A 23112-nucleotide genomic window follows, 5' to 3' on the forward strand; every position below is an offset into this window, starting at 1 on the left:
AATGAGTTTATGATTGAACAGAGTGAATGCAAGAGTGTGTTATCAAAGTCTATTTGTGTCTACTGCGCATCCAGCAATGCAGTTTCGTCCGATTTTTTCTCGGTTGCCGAGGAGCTTGGCGCGAAAATAGCAGACGCGGGCTACAGCCTGATATTCGGCGGCGGTGAGATCGGGCTGATGGGAGCCGTCGCCAGGTCTGTGCACAAGTGCGGCGGTCATGTCGTCGGGGTGATCCCTGAGTTTTTGCGATTGCCCGGTATCTGCTACGAAAGCTGCGATGAGCTTGTGGTCACAAAAGACATGCGAGATCGCAAAGGGGCAATGGAAGCCCGAGCGGACGCATTTATCGCGCTGCCCGGCGGGTTCGGCACACTCGAAGAGATGCTGGAAGTGATCACCCTCAAGCAGCTCAGAATGCTCAACAAACCGATTATATTCCTCAACACAAACGGCTTCTATGATGGCCTCAACGCTATGTTCGAGCACATTTATAACCATCACTTCGCCAAGCCCAACTATCGCGAGCTCTATCACTTCTCGCCGGATGTTTCCGATGCGATGGCTCATATAGAAAGCTATGAGCCAATGGCGCTGGGGACTAAGTGGTAAAGGATATGAGGTTATATGAATCTAGAAGAGTATGTCAGGTACTATCTCAATGAAATGCATAACGGCGATGCGGAAAATGCATATTTCAGTCTGATTGAAGCGGACGCCTCAATCGTTCCAATGCTTCAGGATGCATATACACAAGAAATCAATCCTGAGCTCAGAGCACAATTGGTTCATATTATCAGCCAATTCCGTCTTACAGCGAGCATTCCGTTCTTTGCATCCGGCTTGCAAGATCCCGAACCTGCAGTTTGGAAAGCCTGCCTGGATGGTCTGGTTATGCTTGCCTGCCCACAATCAATCCAAATTATGGAAGATGCTCTCAAGTCTGAACACTCAACTAGTGAATTCAGAGAATGGGTCCAGGAAGCGATTGATCAGATAAAAGAGCCTAACAAGTAGCACCTAAATCTAACTATGTTGAACATTACCTCAAAAACTTGCTCACAAATGGCGACGTTTCTCCCCTGCGCATAAAGTGTCCTGACGGTCCTTCGCCCAGGAACTCCGAGAACCATGACTCATGCTCAATCTCTTCATTGAGGATCGCCAGAGACAGGTCATAGGTGCGGTGATCTTTACCGGCTGTGAGATTGCAGATATGGCTGTAGCCCTTTACTGCGCACCTTTCTGCTCCTACCAGCACATGCAGGATTGCGTTGATGTCGGTCTTGTCATCAGGCAAATGCGCAGGCGGACAGGCAGAAATATCGTGAAATGCCTTCATATCATCAGGCAGGCTGCCGCCGAGTTCGTATATGCGGGGCACAATGGCCTCGAAGTGATTGCGGTCCTCAATGCGGGCTATCTCCGCAATCTCCTTGACAGTCTCCCCGTTGATTCCGATCAGGTTGGCTCTCAGGATTGTGTAATAGTAATAGGTCGTCAGTTCGGCGGCCGCGTTTTTTACCAGCAGGTCCACCACCTGATCGACATTTATGCCTGCTTTTTCAACCACTTCTCTAGCTACTCGTGCCATGTAAGCGCCTCCCCTACGTGCGTTATGCACTGGCAGTCTATACCCTTTTGCTTCGTATTCGGCACCTCGACAGCACGCAAAATATAGCGGCACGACAGTTTTTCCGAGCCGCCCAACATCAAACTCGACCATCTCACTATTTTTTGTATTCCGCCAATATCTCCTTCAGCTTCTCAGGTTCTACTCGTCCATATACTTTATCGTCTATCATCATAACAGGCGCAAGCCCGCATGCGCCGATGCAGCGTGTCTCGCCGAGTGTGAAAAGCATGTCTTCTGTCGTTTCACCCGGCTTTATATCGAGCAGGTTTTCGATTGTTTCGAGTATCTTTGCGCCGCCGCGTATGTAGCATGCAGTTCCCATACACACCGATATGCGGTGCTTGCCTTGGGGGACGTGCTTGAAGAAGCTGTAGAATGTAGCCACACCGTATATCTCGGCAGCCGGAACCTCGGTCATTTGAGCGATATGTTCCATCACTTCTTTGCTTAGGTAGCCGTACATGCCCTGGGCGTGATGGAGGATTGCAATCAGCGCCGACTGTGGGTGTTCCGGGTTATAGACTGACTTTATATAATCAGTGAGTTCGTTAAATTTATCTTCGCAGCAGGTGCACGCCATATCTGTTATTCAAAGGCTCGGCAGGAGCCTCGCCCTCCCTTTAGAGTATATTCGGAAAGTCTCTTATACATGGTTGTGGATTAATATCCGATAATTGCCTCGCAACCCATAACTCGCAACTCACAACTCACAACTCATAAACTCGCAACCTATAAATCAATCCGTCCTTAGCACATCCGGGTTCCAGACACCGTGCGGCAGGCGCGGCTGATAGTGAGTGTGAAGCAACTTGTGAGCCTTTTCACTTAAAGGTTGCCCCAGATAGTGCTCGTAGATATATTGCACATCAGGGTTTTCGTAAGATCGCTTGAGCTTTTTGCCTGCGTCTATAGCACGAAGCGCCTCCGCGCGTTTTTTGAGATTCTCGACATCAAGCGGAACCCCTTCTCCCGCCCTTGCATAAGGCTGGCCGCCGCCGCCGATACACCCGCCCGGGCAGCCCATTATCTCGATGAAGTGGAAATCACCCTCGCCTCGCCGGACCATCCTGAGCAGTGTATGAGCATTGGTAAGGCCATGGGCCACCCCGAAGTTGAACTTGTAATCGCCGATTCTGGCGACCCAGCGCTTGACGCCCTCGGCTACACTCCTCACTTCCTCGACAACGACCTGCTCCAAATCTTTACCAGTGAGCATCCAATATGCCGTGCGGTAGACTGCTTCAGCCAGACCTCCGGTTGCTCCAAAGAGAGCTCCAGCGCCGGTGGATATTCCCAGCACAGGGTCGAAATCCTCGTCCGGCAGATTGTTGAACTCAAGACCAGCGTTTTTGATAAGCCATACAAGCTCGCGTGTGGTGATTACACGGTCGATAGACGGCACGAGTTGGCCGTCGACCTCAATTCTCTGCTCGGGCCGCCAAGCTTCAAACTTCTTAGCCGTGCAGCACATAGCCCCAACGTTGAATATTTTCTCAGGCGGTATGCCTTTCTTTTCGGCGTAATAAGTCTTGATCAGAGTGCCAAGGATACTCATCGGAGATTTGGCTGTGGATATATTATCGAGCAGATCTGGGTAGAAATGCTCCGCAAACTTCATCCACGCCGATGAGCAGCTTGTAATAAGCGGCAGCTTGCCGCCTTCTTTGAAGCGCTTGACGAACTCTGTCGCTTCTTCCATGATCGTCATGTCAGCGCCCATCTGGGTATCGAAGACTTCATCGAACCCGAGCCGCCTGAGCGCGGCTACTGCTTTGCCTGTCATCGGAGTTCCCGGAGGCAGATTGAACCCTTCGCCGATGGATGCGCGCACACTCGGGGCAAGCTGGACTATTACATGGAGATCAGGGTCCTCAATAGCCTTGACCACATCTTTGGTATAGTCCTTTTCCAGGAACGCGGCGACAGGGCATACGTTTATACATTGCCCACAGGTCACGCACACGCTTTCAGTGAAAGGATCATTATAGGCCGGCGTGACGACTGTCTTGAACCCTCGATTGATATAACCGAGCGCCGACACTCCCTGCACCTCGGCGCATACCCGCACGCATCTTCCGCAGAGGATGCACTTGTCCGGGTCGCGGATAACGGACGGTGAGGAAAAATCGTTCTCATAGTGTTTCCTCTCACCTTCATAGTGTCTCTCGCGCACGCCGGAGGAGTAGGCGAGGTATTGAAGTTCGCAGTTGCCGTCGCGCTCGCAGGTCTGGCAGTCCATGGGGTGATTAGCTAGGAGCAGTTCGACTATAGTCTTGCGTGTGTCGCGTATTTCGGGGCTGTTGGTATACACGACCATCCCTTCGGAGACGGGAAAGGTGCATGATGCCTGCGGCCTGTTCATCCCCTCTATCTCGACCAGGCACACGCGGCATGAACCCTCCAGATGCAGACGCGGGTGATAGCACAGGTGTGGAATGCGTATCGCCAGCTTTTCTGCAGCCTGCATGACAGTCGTTCCCTCGGGGACGGTGACCTGCTGGTTGTCTATGTTAAGGGTTACTGTCTTTACTGCTGTAGTTGTCATCGCCGCTCCTTTAACCGGACAGCTCAAACTCGCACTCAAGGACATTTCCTGCTCCAAGTGCAATACTACGGCTGTCTCCCTGTGATCCTCCAACAGTTATCTTATATTTCCCCGGCCTTTGCACGAGATTGCCGCCGTTATCGACGCTCGATAACAGATTTGGCATTAAGGTAAACCTGATATCTTTAGTTTCACTCGGGCTGAGTGTTACTCTTTGAATACCCACCAGTTTCCGAATCGGCACATCACGCTGCTCTTCGAGACTGGATAAGTAGACCTGCGCTACTTCATTACCCATACAATCGCCTGTATTTGTCACCTTGACGTACACAATCAGGTCATCGCCGGATTTTATGCTCTGGCTGATAGTCAGGTCCGTATACTTGAAGTGTGTATAGCTCAGGCCGAACCCAAAGGGATACAGCGGCTTACCTCTGAAATAGCGATAGGTCCTGCCTTCCATATCGTAGTTCGCAAAGTCAGGGACGTCGTCAAGCGATTTATAGAATGTCACGGGCAGCCGTCCCGATGGGTTGTAGTCACCAAAGAGAATATCGGCTATTGCGCTTCCGCCCTCCTCACCCGGATACCAAGCCTCGACTATCGAATCCACATTGTCCTGCGCCCAGTTTATGGCAAGCGCGCCGCCGTTCAATAGGACCAGCACTACTGGCTTACCGACAGCGGTTACTGTCTTAAGCAGCACTTCCTGGATTTCGGGAAGCTCTATGCGGAGCCTGTCGCCGCTGGCATCGGAGTTGAATGCGTCGCCCGCCTCGCCCTCCAGAAGTGGAGTCAGGCCGAGGCACATAATTACAACATCCGAGCGCTGCGCGGCAGCTACCGCTTCACCGAAGAGCTTTCTGGCAGGCAGGCAGGCCGGGTCGTTCTCTACCAACTCGCACCCTTTTGAGTAGAGTATTCTTGTGCCAATCGACACCGCCGACCTGATCCCCTGCAGTGGTGTGACCCACTTTGACGGTGTGCCGTTATAATTTCCCAACAGTGCATCCAGCGCATCGGCATTTGGTCCGATTACAGCTATTGTCTTGAGGTCTTTTCTCAGCGGGAGCAGCCGTGAGTTGTTCTTGAGCAGGACTATGGACTGTCTGGCTGTCTCACGCGCCAACTCGCGGTTCTCATCACTATCGACTGTCTCATACGGGATCGAAGCATAAAGCACACTCTCCGGCGGGTCGAACATACCGAGCTTGAATCTGGCAGTGAAAAGCCTGATGAGTGCAATATCGATTTGTTTTTCAGTAATGAGCCCCTTTTCAACTGCATTGATCAGGCTTGCGTATACGCACCCGCACTCGAGGTCACATCCATTTTTGACACTAACGGCGGCAGATTCGGCGGTGCAGTTTGTTATTTTATAGCTCTGATGTATGTCCTGTATGGCGCCGCAGTCCGAGACGATATATCCGTCGAACCCCCACTCGTTGCGCAGTATATCCTGAAGCAGTAGCCTGTTTGCATTGCACGGGTCGCCGTAGAGGCTGTTATACGCTCCCATCACAGACTCAGCCTTGCCCTCGATTACACACTCCCTGAATGCCGGCAGGTAAGTCTCATACAAATCCTTCTTGCTTATATTGACGTTGAACTCGTGCCTGAGAGCCTCGGGTCCGCTGTGAGCCGCGAAGTGCTTTGGTGTCGCGACGAGCTTGAGATACTTGGGGTCGTCACCCTGAAGTCCTTTAACGAACGCTACTCCCATCCTGCCGGTAAGATATGGGTCTTCACCGTATGTCTCATGCCCGCGACCCCAGCGTGGGTCTCTGAATATGTTTATATTGGGCGACCAGAACGTGAGACCCTGATACATGCCGTGCTCGCCCTGCCGAAGCGCCTCATGGTGCTTGGCTCGGGCTTCGTCAGATATAGCCGTGGCGACCTCATGGATAAGCTCAGGGTCCCATGTTGCAGCCATGCCGATTGCCTGTGGGAAGACTGTCGCCGTGCCAGCGCGACCAACGCCATGCAGGCACTCGTTCCACCAGTTATATGCGGGCACGCCCAGCCTTTCTATTGCCGGTGCGTCATGCATTAACTGAGGGACCTTCTCTTCAAGAGTCATCCTTGATACTAGGTCGCGAGCGCGCTCATGTGCGGGCAGATCGGTATTTATATATGTGATATCTTCAGACAAGAAATCTACTCCTTCGTAAAAATAGCTGAGAGCGGATAGCCCATGATCGGGTGCGATATCTGATCGCACCCGAAACAGAATCTCGGCATATCTGATGCCTACCATTCCAGCCCATTAACTTCAATCGGTCCGTCACCGGTTTCGGCATAATAACGAATGCTTGAATATGTCCAGGTAAAGGATCAGTTACAAGTCCTTTGCGATAAGGATTTGCATGCAGATAATCCAGCTTTTGTTTGAAAAACGGCTCTGTCTTTATAAGTTTCGGGTGACTTCCATCCTGCCAGACCTTATGCTCGGTAGGCGGTCTGTTTTGTTTTCCACAGAACCTGAACACGTTCTCAAACGGCGGATTCTGAATGTTTTCAAATGCTTTGGCTATTTGACCGGATGTAAATCGTTTGAAATCTCGGATTATGCCGGAAAGGTCCTGTTCACTTGATACGATCATATGATAGTGTGTCGGCATGATCACATAAGCATGTAATCGTAATCCTCTTGTATCGCGACAATACCTGAGGCTGTCTGTCAGGATGTCGCATATACTGGGTGTAACGAAAATCGGAAGCCACTTCACCACACTGCCGGTTACAAAATATGGGTAGTTATCTTCGACTATCCAATGGCGCTTCATTTGATTTCCTTACATGTCGCTTATAGATGACGGATCAGAAATCCTGGCATTCTGTTTCGGTCGCGATCGGATATCGCGCCCGAACGCTGAGCTTCGAAGATATCGTAGTTTCCTTGCTCTCCACACTCCACTCTCCACTTATTTCCTATAAATAGCCTTCACGGGGCATCTTCTCTTGCACTCGCCGCATTTGATGCAGATGCTGGTGTCTATGTGATGTGTCTTTTTTGGCTCACCTGAGATGCACTTTACGGGACAGACTTTGGCGCACAGCGTGCAGCCGACGCAAATGTCCGGGTCGATATAATAATTCATCAGAGCCGAGCAGACTCCGGCTGGGCAGCGTTTTTCAACAATATGCGCCTCGTATTCATCACGGAAGTTATGCAGGGTCGAGAGGATCGGGTTCGGAGCGTTTTGACCCAGCCCGCAGAGCGATGCGCGCTTTACCACTTTGCCCAGGTGTTCGAGCTTTTCGAGATCTTCGGGCACGCCGTTTCCTTCGGTTATTCGCGTGAGGATCTCAAGCATGCGTTTGGTCCCCTCGCGGCATGGCGTGCATTTGCCGCATGACTCATCCTCCGTGAATGTAAGGAAAAACTTAGCCACGTCCACCATGCACGTGTCCTCGTCCATCACGATCATACCGCCGGAACCCATGATAGAACCGGCTTTTGCCAGAGACTCATAATCTATCGGCGTGTCGAGATACTGCTCGGAGATGCATCCGCCGGACGGCCCGCCTGTCTGCACGGCTTTGAACTTTTTATCGCCTCTGATCCCGCCGCCGATATCGTAGATGATCTCGCGGAGCGTAGTGCCCATCGGCACTTCCACCAGACCTGTGTTTTTGATCTTGCCCGCGAGTGCAAAGACTTTAGTGCCCTTGCTCTTTTCGGTCCCCAGGTTTGTGAACCAGTCCGCGCCATTAAGGATTACGGCAGGCACATTTGCCCATGTCTCGACGTTGTTGATTAGTGTGGGATGTCCCCAAAGCCCGCATTCGGCTGGGTAGGGTGGTCGTGGCCGAGGCATTCCGCGCCTACCCTCTATTGATGCAATGAGCGCCGTCTCCTCACCGCAAACATAAGCTCCGGCTCCCAGCCGGATGTCTATATCGAAGCTGAAGTCGGTGCCGAATATGTTTTTGCCGAGCAGTCCGCGCTTTCTGGCTTCATCGATTGCATAAGTGAGGCGTTTAATTGCAAGGGGATACTCTGCGCGCACGTATATGAATCCCTGACTCGAGCCGATAGCGTAGCCGCCGATAGTCATGCCTTCAAGGAGGCAGAAAGGGTCACCCTCGATTGCGCTGCGGTCCATAAACGCACCTGGGTCACCTTCGTCCGCATTGCAGATCACGAAACGCCTGTCCGATGCGAACTCGGTAGCCTGTTTCCATTTGAGCCCGGTCGGATAACCTGCGCCGCCCCGTCCGCGCAGGCCGGATTTGGATACTTCGTCTATCACTTGCTCGGCTGTCATACTTTCGAGCACTTTCGCCAGAGCCTCATATCCGCGCATTGTCAGATAATCATCGAATGACTCAGGGTCTATGATGCCGCAGTTTCGCAGGGTGATTCGAAGCTGTTTGCCGAAGAAGTCTACGCTGCCGAGCATGCGAATGTGTGATGTGTCCACCCACTCATGGGCTTTGAATTCTTCAACAGGCCTGCCGCCGATAATGTGTTCCTCTACGATCTTTTCAATCTTCGCGGAGTCGATCTTTTCGTAGTAGACGCCATCCGGCTCGACAACAATAATGGGGCAGTTCTTGCACAGCCCATATGATACGGCTTCTTCGATCTCAACCAGGTCCTGCGCATTCTTCTCTTTAATAATGCGCTTGAGTTCCGGTTCGATCCTTTTTCCTCCCGGATCGACGCATGCAGTGCCCGAACATACGACTATAGTGCGCTTCATAGCTGCTCCTTACAAACAGGTGTCGGGTGACAGGTGATAGGAGAGGTTTATCGACATTGATTACCCTGTGAACTCAGTTATTACATTTCCACCAGCCAGGTGCTCCTCAACAATTCTCTTGACCTTGTCTTTGTCCAGCCTGATATATAAAACAGGCGGTTCATCACCACGCGTGACCTCGGCCATAGGTTCCAGGTCGCATCTGCCGACGCATCCGGTCGGGATCACGTCGACATTGTCAAGTCCGATTTCATCCAAGACCCTGATAAACTCGTCATGGACGAGATCGGCTCCAGCAGAGATGCCGCAAGTAGCCATGCCCACACGGACTCTGTATTGTCCCTCTTTTTTTGATGGGATTTTGTCTTTTAACTTGTCGAGCATTGCTGTTGGTTTCATATCGTTCCCCTGCATACTTTGTCCGCAAACAGTCAAATTCCTGCAATTCTCAGGGCTAGGAAGTTGGAGAATTGTTAAGAGCACGATGCGCAGCCGTGCTTTTCGTGATATTGCTGATGGTAGTCCTCCGCGGGATAGAAAACGCCCATGGGAATAATCTCGGTTACAACCGGGCGCTTTAACCTGCCCGACTTTTCCAGATGAGATTTTGAATCTTCAGCCTCACTTTTCTGCTCAGGGCTGTTGTAGAAAATTACCGATCTATACTGCGATCCGACATCGGGTCCCTGCCTGTTTGGTGTGGTGGGATCGTGAATGCTCCAAAATGTGCCCAGCAGCTCTCTGTAGCTGATTTTCGAAGGATCAAAGGTTATCTCAACGGACTCTGCGTGTCCGGTCGTATTTGAGCACACGTCTTCATAAGTCGGATTCTCAGTGTGCCCGCCCGTGTAACCGACTTTTGTTGAGACCACACCCTTACCCAGCATCTCCCGAAAAGCAGACTCGACACCCCAAAAGCATCCCGCCGCAAAAACGGCTTTCTCATATTTGGATTCTTTATCTGCCTCAGCGAGCTTGATTGCCACTGCGTTTATGCAGTATCGTTTTCCGGTGGGTGGGGGACCGTCATCAAAAACATGCCCCAGGTGAGCGCCGCATCGTGCACAGAGCACCTCCGTCCGGTGCCGACCGAGGCTGTCATCGGGTTGTGTGGTTATATTGATGTCGGATATCGGGTCCCAAAAGCTCGGCCAGCCTGTGCCGGACTCGAATTTGTGCACACTTTTGAAGAGGTCGGTGCCGCAGCAAATGCACTGATAGACTCCGATTTGGCCTTCGGCAGGCATTGAGCAGGTTCCGGTAAAGGGCGTTTCTGTGCCTTTGAGACGGGTTACTTCATATTGCTCGGGTGTGAGCATTTCCTGCCATTGCTCATTGGTGCGGCAGATTCTATTGACCTTCTCCACCCGGCCTGTCGAGTAGTTAATAATATCTATGAGTTCTTCATCGCATGGGTTCATCGCACTGTCCTCCGCGCAATTGAAATACCCAATATTTGAAATTACTCTTCGCCCCGTTTGTGAAAGTCAATACTTTTGAATTTTGCCTGGTTTCTGAACTGGTCTTCGAAGGCCATCAGACCGGGTGAGCCGCCCGTATGGATGAACACGACCGTCCGATCCGGGTCGATCTTGCCCAACTGAGCAAGCCCGATCAGTCCCGACATTGCTTTGCCTGTGTAAACCGGATCGAGTATCAGTCCTTCTGTCTGCGCCGCCGCTAGTATGGCCTTGTTGCCCGCTTCTGACGGCACTCCGTAGCGTTCGCCGTAATATTCGTCGTTTATATGCATATCTTCCGGCTCGAAATGCTCATTAACGCCTATTAGAGCCGCCGAGCCGTTTGCGTCCTCAGCAGCGATCCTGCAGGAGGTCTTTACTCCGCCTGCAACGCTTATTCCCAGCAGATCAGCTTTCGGCAGAAATAGTCTTATGCCGAGCGCACAGCCTGCAAGGGTTCCTGCCGAGCCGACCGCGACCACAATCAGCGGCGCTTTGTCTTCGCAGGACAGCTGGTCTGCAAGTTCACGGATCGCCTGAACATATCCAAGTGCGCCCAGTGGGGTGGCTCCGCCTATAGGGATCACGTATGGCTTTCTGCCATGGAGTTTAAGGCTCCTGGCCTCAGAGGCCATTGCATCCTCCATCTCGCGCACTGTGGCGTCTTCCATAAACCTTATCTGCGCGCCGAACACTATATCGAGCAGGAGGTTGCCCTGGAACCTGTCGAACCGGGGCCCGCCGATAAAGAGAATGCAATCGTCTATGCCCACTCTGCACACAGCTCCGGCGGTCATACGTGCGTGATTGGACTGCGGCCCGCCGTCCGTCATCACGACATCGCATTCCTTAATGACGGCGTCCGCCATCAGGTATTCGAGCTTTCTGGCTTTGTTGCCGCCTCCGGCAAGTGTGGTGCAGTCGTCCCGTTTGATCAGGAGCTTTCGCAGGCCGATCTTTTTAGCCAGACGCGGTGCGTCGTCGAGCGGTGTCGGAAGAGCTGTGAGCGGTATTCTAGGTATGGCATCCAGTTTCATAGATATAGTATACCCCCTTCAATTTAGTAATGAGTATTTTATATTGATTATTGAAAACCCACTGTCATTAAATCCAACGTTCGGGCGCGATATCCGATCGCGACCGAAACAAAATCTCCGCAATTTCAGATTGCGATAACCATCCATAAACCCGGAAGACGTTTATATAACCAGTCATTCTGAGCGTATGCGAAGAATCTGCTGTGAACCATACTCAATAATAGCAGGTGTTTTTGTATAAATGGTCTAATGCAATATTCTATTTTCAGCGCCTCGATTCATTCAGCGTCTCAGCGGTTCAAATATCTCGTTTCCAACTTTCCAACTTTTAGACTCTCTAGCGATTGTCGGGAACAAAGGAATAGGTGTATGTGCGTAGAATATATGGAATAGCAGGCAAACTATTACGTCAAAGGCGGTGGGCGAATGGATATGGGAATTGCAATGATGGTGGTGCTCGGGATAGCTGTCCTGGCGCTATTATGGGTAATTGTCAAATATAACCAACTCGTAGGGCTGCGCAATCGCATTCAGAACGCATGGTCGCAGATAGATGTTCAGCTCAAACGCAGATACGATCTGATCCCGAACCTGGTCGAGACGGTGAAAGGCTACGCCAAGCACGAGAGCGAGGTCTTTGAGAAAGTGACCGAGGCGCGCAGTGCAGGTATGAACGCGAGCTCGCCTAAAGAGCAGGGTGCGGCTGAAAACCAGATCACCGGCGCGTTGAAGAGTCTGTTCGCTGTTGCCGAGGCGTATCCCGATCTCAAGGCGAACCAGAACTTTATGATGCTTCAGGAGGAACTCTCGGGCACTGAGAGCAAGATCGCTTATGCGAGGCAGTTTTATAACGATCAGGTAATGACATACAACACTCTCATACAGAGTTTCCCGTCCAATATGATCGCGTCGAGCTTCGGCTTCAGCGAGCACGAGTATTTCCCGATGGACGATGCAGCCAGAGAAAATGTAAAGGTGGATTTTTCGTAAGTCATGTATGAACAGATCAGTGGAAACATCTGGCGCTCGCGCATTCTGATTATAGCTTTTATTATCCTGATTGGAGCGATAGGATACGGCTTTTACCTGGCCTATGGCAGCCCGATGGCGCTTTTTTTAGCCGTCGCATTCGCGTTTGCTACCAGCATAGGCAGCTACTATTACTCGGATAAGATCGTAATCGCCTCCACGCGCGCCATGGAGGCCACTAAGGAAGAGTTTCCACACTATGTGAATGTGGTCGAGGGACTGGCCTTGGCGGCCGGCCTTCCCGTTCCCAAGACATATGTTATGGATGATCCGGCTCCCAATGCGTTTGCCACAGGCAGAGACCCAGAGCACGGCGTTATCTGCGTCACGACAGGCCTGCTTAACACTATGGACCGTGTCGAGCTCGAAGGCGTGCTCGCACACGAGATGTCGCATATCAAGAACTACGACATTCGGTTCATGGCTCTGGTGGCTGTGCTGGTCGGGGCCGTCGCGATGATGGCGCACTGGTTCTGGTGGACCGGTCGGTTCGGCTTTGGCAGCAGGGACCGTGATGACGAGGGCGGCCAGGCTCAGATCATTTTCTACTTCATAGGTATTCTTCTGGCTATTCTGGCTCCAATAGCGGCGGCGCTTGTCCAGGCAATGATCTCGCGGCGCAGAGAGTATCTGGCCGATGCCAGCGGCGCTATGCTTACCCGATATCCCGACGGCCTGGCTAGCGCGCTCGAAAAGATAGCCAATGACCCTAATGTGCTTGGAGCAGCAAACAAAGCCACTGCGCATCTGTTCATCGCTAACCCGTTCAAAGGCATCGGGAGCCTGTTTAGTTTCGACACCCACCCGCCTATTGAGGACAGAATAGCGCGGCTGCGGGCGATGTGATGTGGTAGTGATGCTGTCCAAGAAATGCAACAGGGAGGATGAAATGGAACGTATAAAGCATCTCAATGATCTGATTGAATTCCCCAGCGAAGGCATATTAAGCAAGACCATACATGAGAGCACATCCGGCGAGGCTGATCTGTTCATGCTCCCTAAAGGCGGGAAAATATCCGGCCATACTTCCTCTCGGGATGCAGCGGTTATGATCCTGAAGGGCGAAGGCGAGTTTATGCTTGGAGAAGAGTGGCACAGCGTTAATGCCGGTGACTGGTTTTTCATGGAGGCCGGGCTGGTGCACGCACTGACCGCAAAATCAGATATGGCATTCTTGCTGACTCTGTTCGGCGCATAGCAGGTTGGTTTGGTGTGTCGTGATTTTAGGGTTTTGGTCTTTCGGGATTTGAGGGTTGGAAGACAACTGTTTAATACATAAGCCAAGTCTCCAACCCAACCCGGAAATTCCGAAATCGCCTGAACCGCCAACTGTCAACTGCCGACCGCCAACCTAAACTAAGGCACAATCAAACTCAAAGCCTTAGGCACAACTTCTATATCCACGCCACTCTCACCGTGCAAGTCGCCATCAAGCTGCATCCGCACGCTCGGCTCGGATTCAACCCGCACTTTAGCCGCTCTGAAATACGATGTGCTGGGGTGGGCGATGGTGCCCTGAAATATAGTGTCCAGAGCTTGGCCTACCAGGTTGATAGCTGTCAGCGCTCCAGCTTCAAATACCATAATATCCAGCAGGCCGTCGTCAAAGATTGCCTGCCGGGCGATCTTGAAATTGTAGGCGTAGGTGCCGCAGTTGGCTGCTATTACAGCGTATGCCTCGGTCTCATATACCGATTTATCGTTGAAAGTAAGGCGAAACCGCGCTGGGGTGAACTTAACAAGCTGCTCTATGATCGCCGGGGCATAGGCCATGGTGCCGAATACGTCCTTCACTTTGGGCGAGACAGAGTCGATAACCGCCGCATCGAACCCGAGCCCGGCCATCAGTATGAATCGCCTGGTGTTTGTCTTGGCTACATCCACCCTTCGAGTCTTACCTCTGCGGATGATCTCAAGGGCTTTCTCGGTGTTGTGAATAGGGATGCCGAGATCGTGAGCGAGGACATTACCTGTACCCAGAGGCACGATTCCAAGTGGAATGCCTATATCGCCTATGCCGTTTATGACCTGATTGATCGTGCCGTCACCGCCCGCAGCTATGATGAGGTCGTAGCCGTCATGCGCGGCTTTCTGAGCGGTTTCGGCTGCATCATCAGGCCCTGAGGTGATCACAGTGCGCATATGAGCGGCTGCTGATGCATAATCCAGCAGTTTTCTCTTCTCTCTTGCCGCTTTTCCCTGACCTGATATGGGATTGATAATGAGCAGTGAGCGCATGATTACACCTCTATAGGGCGCAGATCACTTGGGGGAGGGCGAGGCTCCCGTCGAGCTTTCTTCAGGTGATAAAATAACCTTACGATTAACTACCCGCAGCCTGCCCTGAGCAAACAGTGAGACCGCATAGGCGTAGGTCTCGTGCTCTTTTTCGAGCACACGGGCCGCGACTGTATCCGGGGTATCGTCCTGCTCAACGGGGACGACTGTCTGCGCGATTATCGGCCCTGAGTCGTAGTCTTCGTCCACGAAATGCACCGTTACGCCGGTGTACTTCACTCCGCGCGCGATCACTGCTTCATGGACGTGATGCCCATACATTCCCTTGCCGCAGAATGATGGTATCAGAGCCGGATGGACGTTCATAATTGCGTTTCTATAGGTGTCGATTATGTTCTGACCCAGAATGCGCATATACCCGGCAAGGCAGATCAGGTCGATCCTGTTTTCTTGCAGAGTCTTGAGGACGGCATCGTCGTAATCCTGCGTATTCTCAAAGCCCTTTGGCGAGATTGAGACTGTCTTGACGGACTGGCTGCGAGCGCGCTCCATGGCGGGGGCATCGTTTTTTACACCGATCACGACCGCAACCTCGCCGTCGATTTGACCGGATGCGCATGCGTCGATGATCGCTTGCATATTGCTCCCGCGCCCTGCGCCCGAGACCATCACTGCAATGCGTGTCATATCACATTGACCTCTCGGCCGCCCCTGTAGACCTTACCGATTATCCAGGCGGTCTCACCCATCTCTTCCATCTGTCGGACAACTTCAATTCCGTGTTCTTTCGGTACGATCAGCACCATCCCGACGCCCATGTTGAACGTTCGGTGCATCTCCATCGGCTCGATTCCGCCTTTGTCCCCAATAAGCTGGAAGATCGGTGGGACGACCCATGCGCGGCGCTCGATACTCACCTGGCAGTCGCTCGGAAGTACGCGCGGGATATTTCCATAGAACCCGCCGCCTGTTATATGGACCATCGCATGCACCGGATGGTTTGCCATTATAGCCGATACGGGCTTGAGATAGCACTTGTGCGGGGCGAGCAGCACATCACCCAGGGTCGCGCCGATCTCGGGAGTATATTGGTCTACCTTATAGTCATTATCTTCAAAGAGAATCTTGCGAATCAGAGAGTAGCCGTTGGTATGCGGGCCAGAGGACGCCAACCCTATGAGCACATCACCCGGCTGGACTCTCGAGCCGTCAATAACATTTGCCCGGTCCACTATTCCGACGATGCACCCTGCGATATCGAACTCACCCGGCACATATACGCCCGGCATTTCGGCAGTCTCGCCGCCGATCAGCACGCACCCGGCTTCACGGCAGGCGTCCGACATGCCCTTGACTACCTGCTCGACTATCTTCGGGTCAAGCTTGCTTGTGGCGAAGTAATCCAAAAAGAGCATCGGCTTGGCGCCCTGGACGAGTATGTCATTGATGCAGTGGTTTACAATGTCCTGGCCCACCGTATCGTATTTGTCCATCATAGCGGCGATCTTGACTTTGGTGCCTACGCCGTCGATGCTCGATACTAACACGGGTTCGGCCATGGAGGTTGTGTCGAGCCGGAACATTCCACCGAACGTGCCGATGTTGGTGAGCACGTTCTCGTTATAGGTCGATTGCACGTATTCCTTCATCCGAAAGACGGCTTCTTCGCCTGCTTCTATATCCACACCTGCTGCTTTGTAGGTTGCGCTTCCGTCGGCCATAAATAATCCTCCTTATCTTGATCTTGATCGTTGGGGATTTGAATCCCCGCGCATGAATGTAGGACTTTAGTCCTTGAGTCTTGTGCTATCTGACTAAATGCAAGGGATTAAAATCCCTGATACAGTAGTCCGGGATTCAAATCCCGGACCATCGAACATTATCCTGATTTTGATCGTCGGGGATTTTAATCCCCGATGCACGTATGTAGGACTTTAGTCCTTGAGTCCTGTGCTATCTGACTAAATACAAGGGATTAAAATCCCTGATACAGTAGTCCGGGATTCAAATCCCGGACCATCGCAGTTTTCTCTGCGGGCACGATCAGATATCGCGCCCGAACGGAGCACCCGAACGGATGAGAAATACTCAATACAAAATATCAAATACTAAATCATAGGGCTGGCGTTTTTTCAAATACAAACTTGCTCATCTTAGCCTCTTTCGAGACATCTACGGGATACTTGCCGTCAAGGCATGCGCAGCAGAGTTTGTCTTTCTTTACGCCTATTGCCCGCACAAGCCCCGGAAGACTTAGATATCCCAGGCTGTCTGCGCCGATATGTTTTCTGATCTGTTCAATGGAGAGCCTTGAGGCGATTAGCTCGTCCTGGTTTGCCGTGTCGATCCCATAGAAACATGGGTATTTGATCGGCGGGCATGCGATGCGTACATGCACCTCGACTGCACCGGCCTCGCGTATCATCTTGATAGTAGGGGCGCTGGTTGTGCCGCGAACAATCGTATCTTCCACCATAACCACACGCCTGCCGGCAAGCGTCTCTTTAAGCGGCGAAAGTTTCATTCTAACGCCCATCTCGCGCATGCGCTGGTCCGGCTGGATAAATGTTCGGTGAATGTATCGGTTCTTGATTACGCCTTCTGCGTAGGGGATTCTGGATGCTTCAGCAAGACCGATTGCTGCGGGGATTCCCGTGTCCGGGATAGGAAATACGATGTGCGCGCCGGGGCAGGGATGCTCTTTTGCAAGCTCATGGCCCATCCTCCTGCGGGCTTCGTGCATCGTCCGGTTATACATGCGGCTGTCCGGCCTGGCAAAGTAGACATATTCGAATATGCACAGCGCGCGGCCTTCAACCGGGATCGCCTGATATTCGGCAAGACCGTTCTCATCTATGACAATCAACTCACCCGGTTCGACCTCGCGGACGAACTGTGCGCCTATAGTGTTGAATGCGCACGTTTCTGATGCGACTACATAGTGCGATCCGTTCAGCCGTCCAATGCTCAGAGGCCGTATTCCGAACGGGTCTCTAAAAGCTATCAACTTATCTTTAGTGAGCACTACCACAGCATATGCGCCGCGTATCTTGCTCATGGCATATTTGATTGCGTCTTCTATCGTGCTTGCGCCGGATGTTGCGATGAGCTTGAGGATAACCTCGCTGTCATTGGTGGTCTCGAGTTTTATACCCGATGCCTCCAGTTCATCTCGCAGAGGACCCGCATTCACCAGGTCGCCATTATGCGCAAGAGCTATGGTGCCGAAGTCACATTCACAGAGCATCGGCTGTACGTTGCGTAATACGCTCGATCCGGTTGTGGAGTAGCGGGTATGGGCAATTGCAATGTGCCCTTTGAGCGCGGTGAGAGCTTCTTCGTGGAAGACCTGGGTAACAAGACCCATATCGCGGTGCATGCGGATACACTTGCCGTCAGATGCAGCTATCCCCGCGCTCTCCTGACCGCGGTGCTGCAGTGAGAAAATGCCGAAGAATGCAAGCCTTGCTACATCCTCACCGCCGCTGCAAATTCCAAATACTCCGCATTCTTCCGCAATCTCGGGCCTGTCTATGTAGATCATCGTACTTCCTTTGATCGAGCTATGATAGGTGATAGGTGTTGGGTGATGGGTATTAGGGAAGGAAAGCCGACACCTAACACCTAATACCCGTCACCTGATTTCAGCTTTCCATCTTTTTGCCGATAACCGAGCGCCAACGCGATTCCATCTCGCCCGCACATGCATCGACTATCGAATTATTGTTGACAGCGATCTTGAGCGATTTACCGCCGACCTTGCCTATAACGGTGCACTCGACTTCCAGACTTTTAGCGATCTTGGTAAGGTCTTCCAACTTGCCAGCCTGAAGCGAAACCACTACTCTCGACTGAGTCTCGGCAAACAGCGCTTCCGATGGTTTACAATCTGTCTGCAGGGAAATGTCAGCCCCTACCTTACCCATTATACACGATTCAGCCAGGGTAATCGCAAGGCCGCCATCCGAACAGTCGTGCGCAGAACTCAAAAGTCCTCTGCCTATTGCCCTGATAAGCGTTTCATGGACTTTTTTCTCGCGTTCCATATCGAGCTTCGGAGGCCTGCCCACAGCTAGTCCATGGATGGTGTTCAAATACTCACTTGCACCCAGCGATTCGCTCTCACATGTATTCGATATCAAAGCGATTACATCACCATCATTCTTGAACTCGGACGTGCAGCGCTTCTGGACATCGTCTATCAAGCCAAGCAGCCCGATAACAGGGGTAGGGTAGATCGCCATTTCCGGTGTCTCATTATAGAAGCTGACATTACCGCTTACTACCGGCGCGCCGAAGAAATCGCATGCATCCGCCAGACCCTTTACTGCTCGCTCAAACTGCCAGAAAGCCTCAGGCTTTTCGGGGTTGCCGAAGTTGAGACAGTCCGTAGCGCCTATTGGTCTTGCGCCTGAGCATGCCAGGTTTCGTGCCGCCTCGGCTACTGCTATCTGCGCGCCCATGTACGGGTCGAGATAGACATATCGTCCATTACAGTCAGTCGTTACAGCTATGCCTTTTGGAGTCTCTCTGATCCTGAGCACTGCTGCGTCCGATCCGGGCAATATGGCGGTGTTTGTCTGGACCATATGGTCATACTGCTGATAGACCCACTCTTTACTGGAGATAGACGGCGATTCGATCAGTTTGAAGAGCGCCTCGGTGTAATCTTGCGGCTCCGGGATATTCGAGAGGTCGTAATTCTGAGCGTCCTTCAGGTAGGCAGGCTCTTCGGCTTTGAGATAATAGGTCGGGGCCTCATCCGCGAGAGACTTCGCGGGGACCTGCGCTACCAGCTCGCCATTGTCATATACATGGACCAGACCGTCGCCAGTGACTTCACCGACCACGACCGCATTTAGCCCCCACTTCTTGAAGATCGCCATGACGTCGTTCTCATGGCCTTTCTTCACAATCGCCAGCATGCGCTCCTGTGATTCACTGAGCATGATCTCATACGCGCTCATGCCGGTCTCGCGCAGAGGCACTTTGCGGACATCTATTGTCATACCGGTGTCGGCCTTGGCGCTGGTCTCACATGTCGAGCAGGTGATCCCAGCAGCGCCCATATCCTGGATTCCGGTTATGTAGCCCGTTTTGAGAGCTTCGAGAGTAGCCTCGATAAGCAGCTTTTCGGTGAACGGGTCGCCCATCTGCACATTGGACTTCCGGCTCTCGGACTCTTCAGTAAGCTCGACCGATGCAAACGTTGCGCCGTGAATGCCGTCTCGTCCTGTTCGCGATCCGACAATGAGCACAGGGTTTCCGACTCCCTCAGCGCGGGCATAAGCTACATCTTCATGCTTCATAATGCCGACTGCCATCGCGTTAAGCAGTGGATTGCCCGCATAAGAGTCCTCGAAGTAGACCTCGCCGCCGACTGTCGGCACGCCTACGCAGTTGCCGTAGAACGCTATCCCGCCGACTACATGCTCGAATAGATAGCGAGTTCGCGCATCATCGAGGCTGCCGAACCGCAGTGAGTTCAGAGATGCGATTGGCCGAGCACCCATGGTGAAGATATCGCGCAAAATTCCGCCGACGCCTGTCGCAGCGCCCTGGAACGGCTCGACCGCCGATGGGTGGTTGTGGCTTTCGATCTTAAAGCACACACCATATCCGCCGCCGATATCTATAATCCCTGCATTTTCAAGACCCGCGCCGTCGATAGCCTCTTTATATTTGCTGAAGTATCGCAGGATCGGGCGAGAATATTTGTAGCCGCAGTGCTCGCTCCACATAACCGCATACATTCCGACTTCGGTATATGTCGGATGCCGCCCGAGCACTTTGGTTATTTTTCCGTATTCTTCATCATTAAGCCCCATCTCACGGTAGACGGACGGCTCAATTGGTTTTGTGTTTGTTATAGGCATTTTTACCTCTGTTCCGCTGCAATTCCCCCTCTCCCATAGGGTGGGCCGGGGTGAGGAGTCAACTCTTCGCAGCCAGGCTGCGCCCTCACCCTAACCCTCTCCCCCAGGAGAGGGAATGAGTCTGTTCTTATGACAAGCGTTCCACTATAGATTGTAAAATCAGCTTCCCGTCATCGCTTCCCAGAATGCTCTCGACTGCGCGCTCGGGGTGGGGCATCATACCCGCGACATTGCCCTTCTCGTTGATGATCCCGGCGATGTTGTTGATCGATCCGTTAGGGTTAGCCTCTGCAGTGACATTTCCGGCCTCATCGCAATAGCGCAGGATGACCTGATTGTTGTCCTCGATCTTCTTAATGGTCTCGGGGTCGGCGTAATAATTGCCGCCATGATGGGCGATAGGGATCGAGAGGACCTGCCCATCGGTGCAAAGGTTGGTAAAGTCCGTCTTATTGTTCGCTACGCGCACATTGACGTATTTGCAGATAAAGCGCAGGCCGTTGTTGGAGATCAGAGCGCCGGGGAGCAGGCCCGATTCGCACAGTATCTGGAACCCGTTGCAGATTCCGATCAATCGTCCGCCTTTGGCCGCATGCTCGCTCACGGCATTCATGACGGGGCTGAACTTCGCCACTGCGCCGGTGCGCAGATAATCGCCGTATGAGAACCCGCCGGGCAGGATAATGCAATCATACCCGTCGAGGTCCGTTTCCTGATGCCAGATGTATTCCACCGGCTGTTTCAGGACGTCGCGCACGGCGAAATACGCGTCCTGATCGCAGTTGGACCCGGGGAATATGACTACTCCGAATTTCATATGTTTTCTGCCTTTATTTAGTCTGTTGTAGGGGTTAAGCATTCGCCCCTTAAGTTTTTGCAGCCTATCATTTATTGTCGCGAATGCCTAACCCGTCACGCTTACGGATGAAGCATTTGCGATTATGATTCAACACTTTTTCAGAAATTGAACGGCAAATGCTTCGGCCCTACTTGACTATTTCGAACCTATAATTCTCAGTGTTTGGGTTTGCGAGAAGCTTTTTGCACATCTCTTCTACGTCATTTTCGAGATTGCCGTTGCCGTCTACCTCGATTTCGATGAATTTGCCCATGCGCACACTCTGCACCTTGTCGAAGCCAAGGTTTTCGAGAGCGCCCTGGACTACCTTACCCTGCGCATCCAGCAGGGCGGGCTTGAGAGTTACATATACGTTTACTTTAGCCATTAATTTCCTCAGTTGTTAGGTTAGTCGAAAAGTCCAAAAGTTAGAAAGTCAAAAAGTTATAGAGTGTACCGAGACTTTAGTCCCGACACTTATGTTATCCCTCCAGGTATCTTACCTTGAGGGTAAATAGAGCTTTCTTTATCGCGAAAACACGAAAGAGCGAAAACGCGAAATTATGACGGGACGGGATTTGAATCCCGTTCCAACGTTCCCGGGGCTTAAGCCCCAGATATAAATGTGCGCTGCGGACTTGAGTCCGCGAGACTTGCGTCCGGGGTTCAAACCCCGAACGATCAGAAAGCGTCACGCACCCCGTCATTCCGAGCGAGTGCGAGGAATCTGCTTTTTGAACCGCTGAGACGCTGAAACCTTGCACCAGCGTCATCTTCAGCGTTTCATATAATTCATCTTATCAGCGGTTCTTTTGGTTTTCTCTTGATATACAAAAACCGCTTCACATCATCAAACACTTCATCGTTATCGATTGTAAGCGCTACCCATTTGCCGTCGTGATAAGTGGTTGCCGCCTCATAGTCCTCGCGAGCGTGCGAAACCAAGTCCAGTAATGTTTCCTCAACCTTGGCTCGTTCCTGCGCGCCGAATACTATCACGATCACCAACCGGTCTTTTTCCGGAATGAGAGTGCAAAACGACTTCGATTTCTTATAGCGCAGGCACCAGCCGTGTTTCTTTCCGCCGAAGAGCCAGTCCGGTTCAAATACACCCGGATAGTTGACCTCGATATACTCGACCAACTCTGCCCAGCGCTTATAGCCGTCCTGGCCCATCCAATCAGCCAGAGACGCGTTGTCAGGCTGGATATCTCGATTTATCATTCGCGCATCTTGTTCGGTCATCATTAATCCTGTCATTTCGAGCGAATGCGAGAAATCTGCTTTTTGAACCGCTGAGACACTGAAAAAGCTGAATCGCTGAAACCTTGCACAAGCGTCATTTTCAGCGTTTCATTTCATTCATCCATTCAGCGGTTCTGGAATTTACAACACTACATAACCGTCCGCCGCTTGAAAACAGAAACCTGTTAATATGCTGCGGGAATGCCGCTGATACGCTGCCTTGCAAATTCAAATATAACATCAATTCCCGCAGCTTTGCCAGCCTTTGATATATCGCCAGCTTCGGGAACTTACGCACTACAAAATCTAAGAACTGCGGCATCAGCGCCGTTCCCGAAGCATATAAGTCCGCGATACATGCGTCCGGGGTTCAAGAAGCTGTCTCATAATCACAAAAATTCAAATCGTCAAGAAACTCACGAAGTGAGGATTAGCAGGAAAGGGCTTCCCAGAAGTTTAATGACATCTGAGACGTGCCGATAACGCTAATTCTGCTCGA

At 52.0% G+C, this 23112-nt stretch carries 22 protein-coding genes; 5 read left to right on the forward strand and 17 right to left on the reverse strand.

The window, feature by feature from the left end:
* Positions 1 to 9: 9 nt before the first annotated feature.
* Together ABFD83_13995 and ABFD83_14000 are read left to right on the forward strand one after the other, a co-directional pair.
* Positions 10 to 609, forward strand: coding sequence for a TIGR00730 family Rossman fold protein (locus tag ABFD83_13995; protein ID MEN6358182.1), 600 nt, complete (start codon positions 10 to 12; stop codon positions 607 to 609).
* 15 nt (positions 610 to 624) lie between these two features.
* Positions 625 to 1014: a HEAT repeat domain-containing protein gene (locus ABFD83_14000; GenBank protein ID MEN6358183.1), complete on the forward strand. Its 390-nt coding sequence runs from the start codon at positions 625 to 627 to the stop codon at positions 1012 to 1014.
* Between the two features lie 25 nt (positions 1015 to 1039).
* Here the strand turns inward: ABFD83_14000 and dps are convergent, their stop codons facing one another.
* From dps to ABFD83_14045, 9 genes are all read right to left on the reverse strand, one after another.
* Positions 1040 to 1591: a DNA protection during starvation protein gene (gene dps, locus ABFD83_14005; protein ID MEN6358184.1), complete on the reverse strand. Its 552-nt coding sequence runs from the start codon at positions 1589 to 1591 to the stop codon at positions 1040 to 1042.
* Positions 1592 to 1727: 136 nt separating this feature from the next.
* Positions 1728 to 2213, reverse strand: a complete 486-nt coding sequence (nuoE, locus tag ABFD83_14010; GenBank protein MEN6358185.1) for an NADH-quinone oxidoreductase subunit NuoE — start codon at positions 2211 to 2213, stop codon at positions 1728 to 1730.
* 156 nt (positions 2214 to 2369) lie between these two features.
* Positions 2370 to 4178: an NADH-dependent [FeFe] hydrogenase, group A6 gene (locus ABFD83_14015; protein MEN6358186.1), complete on the reverse strand. Its 1809-nt coding sequence runs from the start codon at positions 4176 to 4178 to the stop codon at positions 2370 to 2372.
* Between the two features lie 10 nt (positions 4179 to 4188).
* Positions 4189 to 6333 carry a glycoside hydrolase family 3 C-terminal domain-containing protein gene (locus tag ABFD83_14020; GenBank protein MEN6358187.1) on the reverse strand — a complete coding sequence of 715 codons (2145 nt, stop codon included), beginning with the start codon at positions 6331 to 6333 and terminating at the stop codon, positions 4189 to 4191.
* Complete coding sequence (locus ABFD83_14025; protein ID MEN6358188.1) at positions 6326 to 6967, reverse strand: transposase; 642 nt, start codon at positions 6965 to 6967, stop codon at positions 6326 to 6328. The genes ABFD83_14020 and ABFD83_14025 overlap by 8 nt, the downstream gene beginning before the upstream one ends.
* Before the next feature lie 138 nt (positions 6968 to 7105).
* Entirely contained in the window at positions 7106 to 8890 is a 1785-nt protein-coding gene (gene nuoF / locus ABFD83_14030; protein ID MEN6358189.1) for an NADH-quinone oxidoreductase subunit NuoF, read from the reverse strand.
* 60 nt (positions 8891 to 8950) lie between these two features.
* Positions 8951 to 9289: a (2Fe-2S) ferredoxin domain-containing protein gene (locus ABFD83_14035; GenBank protein MEN6358190.1), complete on the reverse strand. Its 339-nt coding sequence runs from the start codon at positions 9287 to 9289 to the stop codon at positions 8951 to 8953.
* Positions 9290 to 9363: 74 nt separating this feature from the next.
* A complete protein-coding gene (locus ABFD83_14040; protein ID MEN6358191.1) occupies positions 9364 to 10311 on the reverse strand; it encodes a bifunctional methionine sulfoxide reductase B/A protein in 948 nt (315 codons plus the stop codon).
* Between the two features lie 41 nt (positions 10312 to 10352).
* Positions 10353 to 11387 carry a D-cysteine desulfhydrase family protein gene (locus ABFD83_14045; protein MEN6358192.1) on the reverse strand — a complete coding sequence of 345 codons (1035 nt, stop codon included), beginning with the start codon at positions 11385 to 11387 and terminating at the stop codon, positions 10353 to 10355.
* Between the two features lie 432 nt (positions 11388 to 11819).
* On the opposite strand from ABFD83_14045, the gene ABFD83_14050 reads away from it, so the two are divergent.
* From ABFD83_14050 to ABFD83_14060, 3 genes are read left to right on the forward strand one after another with little or no spacing between them, the layout of a single operon-like run.
* The gene (locus ABFD83_14050) at positions 11820 to 12377 is read left to right on the forward strand and encodes a LemA family protein (protein ID MEN6358193.1); all 558 of its coding nucleotides are present in this window, start codon (positions 11820 to 11822) and stop codon (positions 12375 to 12377) included.
* Between the two features lie 3 nt (positions 12378 to 12380).
* Positions 12381 to 13262: a M48 family metallopeptidase gene (locus tag ABFD83_14055; protein MEN6358194.1), complete on the forward strand. Its 882-nt coding sequence runs from the start codon at positions 12381 to 12383 to the stop codon at positions 13260 to 13262.
* Positions 13263 to 13305: 43 nt separating this feature from the next.
* Positions 13306 to 13614 carry a cupin domain-containing protein gene (locus ABFD83_14060; GenBank protein ID MEN6358195.1) on the forward strand — a complete coding sequence of 103 codons (309 nt, stop codon included), beginning with the start codon at positions 13306 to 13308 and terminating at the stop codon, positions 13612 to 13614.
* A 158-nt stretch (positions 13615 to 13772) separates the two neighbouring features.
* Here ABFD83_14060 and ABFD83_14065 read toward each other — a convergent pair whose 3' ends face one another.
* The 8 genes from ABFD83_14065 to ABFD83_14100 all read right to left on the reverse strand — a co-directional run bounded on the left by ABFD83_14065 (position 13773) and on the right by ABFD83_14100 (position 22616).
* The gene (locus tag ABFD83_14065) at positions 13773 to 14654 is read right to left on the reverse strand and encodes a diacylglycerol kinase family protein (protein ID MEN6358196.1); all 882 of its coding nucleotides are present in this window, start codon (positions 14652 to 14654) and stop codon (positions 13773 to 13775) included.
* Between the two features lie 24 nt (positions 14655 to 14678).
* Positions 14679 to 15341, reverse strand: coding sequence for a phosphoribosylglycinamide formyltransferase (gene purN / locus ABFD83_14070; GenBank protein ID MEN6358197.1), 663 nt, complete (start codon positions 15339 to 15341; stop codon positions 14679 to 14681).
* Entirely contained in the window at positions 15338 to 16375 is a 1038-nt protein-coding gene (gene purM, locus ABFD83_14075; protein ID MEN6358198.1) for a phosphoribosylformylglycinamidine cyclo-ligase, read from the reverse strand. The genes purN and purM overlap by 4 nt, the downstream gene beginning before the upstream one ends.
* A gap of 392 nt (positions 16376 to 16767) precedes the next feature.
* Positions 16768 to 18198 (reverse strand): amidophosphoribosyltransferase, encoded by a 1431-nt coding sequence (gene purF / locus ABFD83_14080; GenBank protein MEN6358199.1) that lies wholly within the window; start codon positions 18196 to 18198, stop codon positions 16768 to 16770.
* A 100-nt stretch (positions 18199 to 18298) separates the two neighbouring features.
* Positions 18299 to 20530, reverse strand: coding sequence for a phosphoribosylformylglycinamidine synthase subunit PurL (gene purL / locus ABFD83_14085; GenBank protein ID MEN6358200.1), 2232 nt, complete (start codon positions 20528 to 20530; stop codon positions 18299 to 18301).
* A gap of 127 nt (positions 20531 to 20657) precedes the next feature.
* A complete protein-coding gene (gene purQ, locus ABFD83_14090; protein MEN6358201.1) occupies positions 20658 to 21347 on the reverse strand; it encodes a phosphoribosylformylglycinamidine synthase subunit PurQ in 690 nt (229 codons plus the stop codon).
* 169 nt (positions 21348 to 21516) lie between these two features.
* A complete protein-coding gene (purS, locus tag ABFD83_14095; GenBank protein ID MEN6358202.1) occupies positions 21517 to 21756 on the reverse strand; it encodes a phosphoribosylformylglycinamidine synthase subunit PurS in 240 nt (79 codons plus the stop codon).
* Positions 21757 to 22160: 404 nt separating this feature from the next.
* Complete coding sequence (locus ABFD83_14100) at positions 22161 to 22616, reverse strand: DUF3788 domain-containing protein (GenBank protein ID MEN6358203.1); 456 nt, start codon at positions 22614 to 22616, stop codon at positions 22161 to 22163.
* Positions 22617 to 23112: the final 496 nt, after the last annotated feature.

This window comes from Armatimonadota bacterium, from assembly GCA_039679645.1.
Taxonomy (GTDB): domain Bacteria; phylum Armatimonadota; class UBA5829; order UBA5829; family UBA5829; genus UBA5829.

Excerpts from the sequence above, each read along its gene's own strand:
- dps (MEN6358184.1), bottom strand. The coding sequence starts at position 1,591 with ATGGCACGAGTAGCTAGAGAAGTGGTTGAAAAAGCAGGCATAAATGTC.
- ABFD83_14040 (MEN6358191.1), bottom strand. The coding sequence starts at position 10,311 with ATGAACCCATGCGATGAAGAACTCATAGATATTATTAACTACTCGACA.
- ABFD83_14035 (MEN6358190.1), bottom strand. The coding sequence starts at position 9,289 with ATGAAACCAACAGCAATGCTCGACAAGTTAAAAGACAAAATCCCATCA.
- purQ (MEN6358201.1), bottom strand. The coding sequence starts at position 21,347 with ATGAAATTCGGAGTAGTCATATTCCCCGGGTCCAACTGCGATCAGGAC.
- ABFD83_14045 (MEN6358192.1), bottom strand. The coding sequence starts at position 11,387 with ATGAAACTGGATGCCATACCTAGAATACCGCTCACAGCTCTTCCGACA.
- purL (MEN6358200.1), bottom strand. The coding sequence starts at position 20,530 with ATGCCTATAACAAACACAAAACCAATTGAGCCGTCCGTCTACCGTGAG.
- nuoE (MEN6358185.1), bottom strand. The coding sequence starts at position 2,213 with ATGGCGTGCACCTGCTGCGAAGATAAATTTAACGAACTCACTGATTAT.
- ABFD83_14060 (MEN6358195.1), top strand. The coding sequence starts at position 13,306 with ATGGAACGTATAAAGCATCTCAATGATCTGATTGAATTCCCCAGCGAA.
- ABFD83_14025 (MEN6358188.1), bottom strand. The coding sequence starts at position 6,967 with ATGAAGCGCCATTGGATAGTCGAAGATAACTACCCATATTTTGTAACC.
- ABFD83_13995 (MEN6358182.1), top strand. The coding sequence starts at position 10 with ATGATTGAACAGAGTGAATGCAAGAGTGTGTTATCAAAGTCTATTTGT.
- purM (MEN6358198.1), bottom strand. The coding sequence starts at position 16,375 with ATGGCCGACGGAAGCGCAACCTACAAAGCAGCAGGTGTGGATATAGAA.
- ABFD83_14000 (MEN6358183.1), top strand. The coding sequence starts at position 625 with ATGAATCTAGAAGAGTATGTCAGGTACTATCTCAATGAAATGCATAAC.
- ABFD83_14065 (MEN6358196.1), bottom strand. The coding sequence starts at position 14,654 with ATGCGCTCACTGCTCATTATCAATCCCATATCAGGTCAGGGAAAAGCG.
- ABFD83_14055 (MEN6358194.1), top strand. The coding sequence starts at position 12,381 with ATGTATGAACAGATCAGTGGAAACATCTGGCGCTCGCGCATTCTGATT.
- purN (MEN6358197.1), bottom strand. The coding sequence starts at position 15,341 with ATGACACGCATTGCAGTGATGGTCTCGGGCGCAGGGCGCGGGAGCAAT.
- ABFD83_14100 (MEN6358203.1), bottom strand. The coding sequence starts at position 22,616 with ATGATGACCGAACAAGATGCGCGAATGATAAATCGAGATATCCAGCCT.
- purS (MEN6358202.1), bottom strand. The coding sequence starts at position 21,756 with ATGGCTAAAGTAAACGTATATGTAACTCTCAAGCCCGCCCTGCTGGAT.
- purF (MEN6358199.1), bottom strand. The coding sequence starts at position 18,198 with ATGATCTACATAGACAGGCCCGAGATTGCGGAAGAATGCGGAGTATTT.
- ABFD83_14015 (MEN6358186.1), bottom strand. The coding sequence starts at position 4,178 with ATGACAACTACAGCAGTAAAGACAGTAACCCTTAACATAGACAACCAG.
- ABFD83_14050 (MEN6358193.1), top strand. The coding sequence starts at position 11,820 with ATGGGAATTGCAATGATGGTGGTGCTCGGGATAGCTGTCCTGGCGCTA.
- nuoF (MEN6358189.1), bottom strand. The coding sequence starts at position 8,890 with ATGAAGCGCACTATAGTCGTATGTTCGGGCACTGCATGCGTCGATCCG.